Annotated in this window: 4 protein-coding genes; 1 reads left to right on the forward strand and 3 read right to left on the reverse strand. The window is 73.2% G+C overall.

All coding sequences use genetic code 11. The annotated features are described in order from the left end of the window. A partial coding sequence (locus tag B0W88_RS30495) for an FAD-dependent monooxygenase (RefSeq protein ID WP_077038252.1) occupies window positions 1-1267 on the reverse strand: 1267 nt, incomplete at its 3' end. 90 nt (window positions 1268-1357) lie between these two features. Between B0W88_RS30495 and B0W88_RS30500 the strand changes: the two genes are divergently transcribed. Next, entirely contained in the window at window positions 1358-2305 is a 948-nt protein-coding gene (locus B0W88_RS30500; protein ID WP_077038253.1) for a LysR family transcriptional regulator, read from the forward strand. Here the strand turns inward: B0W88_RS30500 and B0W88_RS30505 are convergent. Then, window positions 2285-3343 (reverse strand): nitronate monooxygenase family protein, encoded by a 1059-nt coding sequence (locus B0W88_RS30505; RefSeq protein WP_077038254.1) that lies wholly within the window; start codon window positions 3341-3343, stop codon window positions 2285-2287. The two genes, B0W88_RS30500 and B0W88_RS30505, sit on opposite strands and share 21 nt — an antisense overlap. A gap of 28 nt (window positions 3344-3371) precedes the next feature. Next, window positions 3372-3762, reverse strand: a 391-nt coding sequence (gene trxA / locus B0W88_RS30510; protein ID WP_077038255.1) for a thioredoxin, incomplete at its 5' end; no start/stop codon positions are given.

Consider the following 3762-nt stretch of genomic DNA (forward strand, 5'->3'; position numbering starts at 1 on the left):
GAACGCGCCGCGGCGTATCGGCCGCCTCGCGCACCAGCACCGGTGATTCCTCGTAGTGCGCGCCGATCACCACGCCCAGCGAATCGAACTCCTGGCGCTTGCCGGCGAGGATCTCCGTCGCGACGACGGCGCGCACCGCATCGCCCGCCGCACCCGCGTCTTCGAGCCCCGGCTGGAACAGCGAACCGGAGCTGCGGCCGAGGTTCACCACCGCCTCGTCGACGACGCGCCGGTGCACCTGCCGCCGCTCGGCCTCGTAGCTGTCCAGCAGCTTCGGGCCGCCCCAGCCGGCCAGCGTGGCGGCCAGCTTCCAGCCCAGGTCCACCGCGTCGGCGATGCCCATGTTCATGCCATGGCCGCCATAGGGTGGATGCAGGTGGCAGGCATCGCCGGCCAGGAAGACCCGGCCGGCGCGGTAGCGGGTGGCGATCAGCTGGTGGGCGGTCCAGACATCGCGGCCGAGGATCTCGATCTCCAGCGCCGCGCCGAGGCCCAGCGCGGCGCGGATCAGCGGCGTCGGGTCGGCGTCGGGGCTCTTGCCCAGCAGCGGGCACCCGAAGGTCCAGCGGTCGCCGCTGTCCAGCGGGGCGACGACCGAGGGCACCTCGGCGTTGACCAGCCAGTACATGACGGCCGGCCCCAGCGCATGCTTCTCGGCGAGGCCCGGCGAGCGGAACACGATGTTGTGGAAGTGGCCCAGCGGGGACGTGCCTTCCATCCTGATCGCCAGCAGCTCCCGCACCGTGCTGCGCGCGCCGTCGGCACCGACCAGGTAGTCGGCATGCAGGGTCTCGCCGCCGCTCAATTGGGCCGTTATGCCCGCGGCGTCCTGCGCGAAGTTCTCCAGCGCGGTGCCGAGCCGCAGGCTGACGCTCGGCAGTTCCTGCACCCGCGACAGCAGCGCCGCCTCCACCTCGTACTGCGGCACCCACTGCGCATGCTCGGCGAAGCGATCGTCGCGCTGCGGCGCGCAGTAGAAGGCGTTCTCGAAGCGGGCCAGCTCGCGGCCGCCCAGGCGGGTGGCGAACACGACGGTGGACGGATAGTCCACGCCGAAGGGCGAGCGGGCGGCCAGCCGCTCGGCGATGCCCCAGCGCCGCAGCAGTTCGCGGCTGCGCACGTTGGTGGTCTTGGCGCGCGGGGCCAGGCCGGTGCGCTCGTTCTTCTCGACGACGACGCAGCGCCGCCCCTGGGTGCCCAGCTCGATCGCCAGCGCGAGGCCCACGGGGCCGGCGCCGACGATCAGGACTTCGGTCTGATCCACCACTTGCTTGTCTCCTGTTGTTGGCGACAAGGTTATGAAAGCGCCCGGCGAGTGGATAGACTCGCCCATCGATTCAGGTTATGGACAAATTCGATGACCCAGAAGACAAGCGAGATGGAGACCGGCGAGCCGCAGCTGGCCGACCTGCGCGCCGTGCTGGCCCTGCTGCGCGACGGCACGGTGACGCGCGCCGCGCAGAGCCTGGGCGTCACCCAGTCCACGCTGAGCTACCAGCTCGACCGCATGCGCCAGCGCTTCAGCGACCCGCTGTTCGTGCGCGTGGGCAACCGCATGGCGGCCACGCCCTTCGCCCAGCGCCTGGCCGAGCCGGCGGCGCGGGTGCTGCGCATCGTCGAGACCGAGATCGCCGGCCTGGCCGCCTTCGACCCGGCCAGCAGCCAGCGCGAGTTCCGCATCGGCATGAACGAGATGGGGGCGATCACGCTGCTGCCGCGGCTGATGCAGCAGATGACGGCGCTGGCCCCGCGTGCGCGCCTGGCCCCGATGCAGGGCGACCCGGCGATGCTGGCGCAGGCGCTGGAGTCCGGCGCGATGGACCTGGCCGCCGGCCACTTCCCGCAGGCGCACGACCTGCTGCTGCACCAGCTGCTCTACAAGCGCGACTACGTCTGCATCGCGCGGCGCGGCCATGCAGCGATCGGCCGCGCGCTGACGATCGAGCAGTTCGCCGCCGCGCCGCAGATCCGCCTGCCGACGGTGCCCGCCACCTCGGCCTGGATCGACGCCCTGATGAACCGCCACGGCCTGCGCGTGACGGTGGGCATGAGCACGGGCCACGTGGCCTCGCTGCCTTTCATCGTCGCGGCCAGCGAGCTGATCGCGATCGTGCCGCGCGAGCTCTACGAGCTGTTCGCGCCGATCGCGGCGGTCAAGGTCGTGGGCCTGCCCTTCGAGATCCCGGCGATCGAGATCCACCAGTACTGGCACCCGCGGCTGGCGAAGGATCCGGCGGTGAAGTTCCTGCGCGAGACGCTGTACACCGCGGCCCGAGCCCGCAAGTCAGTCCAGGCCGGCCCCTAGCAGTCTGACGATCTCGGCCGCCGGCGCGTCACGCGCCCCGCTGGCGTTCTGCCCCGACCACAGCGGCGAGAAGTCGCCGCTGCCCGCCTTCTCGGCCGCCGCGCGCAGCGGCGCCAGCGCATTGACCGCCAGAGGGAAGGCCGGCGGCGCGTCGCTGAGCGGCCCCAGCTCGCGCATCAGCCGGTTGACGATGCCGCGGGCCGGGCGGCCGGTGAAGAGATTGGTGAGCGCGGTGACGGCGGCGGCCGGCGAGGCCAGCGCCGCGCGATGGATCGCGCTGGTCAGCGCCTCGGGCGTGCGCAGGAAGGCGGTGCCGACCTGCACCGCGCTGGCGCCCAGCCGCAGCGCCGCTGCCACGCCCGCCGCGTCGGCGATGCCGCCGGTGGCGATCACCGGGCAGCGGACGGCCGCCGCCACCTGGGGCAGCAGGGCGAAGGTGCCCATCTGCGTACTCGTCTCCGCGCCCAGGAACACGCCGCGATGCCCGCCGGCTTCGACACCCTGGGCGATCACCGCATCGACGCCACGCGCCTCCAGCCAGCGCGCCTCCTCCAGCGTCGTCGCCGAGGACCAGACCTGCGCACCGCTGCGCCGCACCCGTTCCAGCAGGGCCGGCGCCGGCAGCCCGAAATGGAAGCTGACCACCTCCGGCCGCAGTTCCTCGACCAGCGCCGCCGCCTCTTCGCCGAAGGGCAGGCGGCCGGGGCCTCCGGCGATCAGCGCCGGGTCGACGCCGTATTCCTCGAAGAAGGGCCGCAGCGCCTCGCGCCAGGCCGCTTCCCGGGCCGCGTCGGGCTCGGGCGGGGCATGGCAGAAGAAGTTGACGTTGACCGCCCTGGCGCCCGCGTCGCGCATCGCCTGCACATGGGTGCGCAGCTGCGGCGGAGCCAGCGAGGCACCGGGCAGCGAGCCCAGGGCGCCGGCGGAGGCGGCCGCGATGGCGAGCGCGCTGTCCTGGAAGCCGGCCATCGGGGCCTGGATGATCGGCAGGGCGATATCCAGCCGCGCGGCGAAATCACGGGGTGTTCGGCGGTCCATCCGTCGAGTGGACCATAGGCTGGCGCCCTCAGCCCAGGCCGCGCGCGAAAGACACAATTTCGGCGGCCGGCAGGGCGCCGGTGCGCCGGCGCTGCTCCACGCCCTCGCGCAGCAGCACCAGCGTGGGGATGCTGCGCACCGCGAAGCGGGCCGCGGCCTGCGGGTTGGCGTCGCTGTCCACCTTGACCAGCAGCACCTGGCCCTGGAGCCGTGCCGCGGCCTGCTCGAACTGCGGCGCCATCATCCGGCAGGGGCCGCACCAGGTCGCCCAGAAGTCGACCAGCACCGGCAGCTGGGTGTGGCGGGTGACCGCGTCGAAGCGCTCGTCGTCCAGCGCCACGGGCACGCCCGGCAGCAGCGGCTGGACGAGGATCCGGACTGCGGCCGCTGCCACCAGCCGCGCGCGCGGCACGCGGTTG

Origin of the sequence: Pelomonas sp. KK5 (genome assembly GCF_001984095.1) — a bacterium.
Classification (GTDB): domain Bacteria; phylum Pseudomonadota; class Gammaproteobacteria; order Burkholderiales; family Burkholderiaceae_C; genus KK5.

Coding starts and splice junctions, on each gene's coding strand:
- B0W88_RS30500 (WP_077038253.1), top strand. CDS start 1,358: ATGACCCAGAAGACAAGCGAGATGGAGACCGGCGAGCCGCAGCTGGCC.
- B0W88_RS30505 (WP_077038254.1), bottom strand. CDS start 3,343: ATGGACCGCCGAACACCCCGTGATTTCGCCGCGCGGCTGGATATCGCC.